The organism is Rhodopirellula europaea 6C, from assembly GCF_000338295.1.
Taxonomy (GTDB): domain Bacteria; phylum Planctomycetota; class Planctomycetia; order Pirellulales; family Pirellulaceae; genus Rhodopirellula; species Rhodopirellula europaea.
Genome location: NZ_ANMO01000134.1, coordinates 1 through 538, shown reverse-complemented (window position 1 = coordinate 538; position 538 = coordinate 1). Strand labels below are relative to the sequence as shown.

The window sequence follows — 538 nt, the reverse complement described above, 5'->3', positions numbered from 1 at the left end:
CGCATGGTTCCCCGCGCTTCATGGTTCGAGAAATTCCGCAAGCGAACCATCGAAAGAACGGAAGAAGTCGCCCGGGTCTTGGTCTTCTTCGTAGCGGTATAGTTCATGCGAGAATATGTGAAGTCCGTCAACGAGGTCACCGTCACGATCATAAATGTAGCCCATCGCGTCGCCGTTCGCCCAATCGATGAACGGCAGAAACCGCTTGGAAAGCCTATTGTGCGTATCAGCAATTGTGCTGCGGTGCGTCGCGACGAAATCAGCGAGTTCGGAGGTCGGCACAATGAACCACGGTGAGAGCATGCTCTCAGGGTCCATTTGCAACCCGTACCCATCAACGCTCCGGTACAGGTCCCTAAGCTCGGTCGGAATTGGGACTCCGATCGTGGCTTGGGCATCGTCAATGCGTTCAAGGCTTGCCGCATCGCCGAATATCGGCTCATAGCCAGAGTCGGCTTGCGCGGCCGCGTGATGCCTCGTAATTAAGTCGAGCCAATTGGTCATCTGGGTGACACGTGCATCTATGTCGGGTAACGTC

General features: G+C 55.6%; 1 protein-coding gene. It reads right to left on the bottom strand.

Annotated elements, in window-relative coordinates; all coding sequences use genetic code 11:
- Nucleotides 1-18: 18 nt before the first annotated feature.
- Nucleotides 19-538 (bottom strand): SMI1/KNR4 family protein (locus tag RE6C_RS15000; protein ID WP_236618236.1); only part of this gene is annotated, 520 nt, incomplete at its 5' end.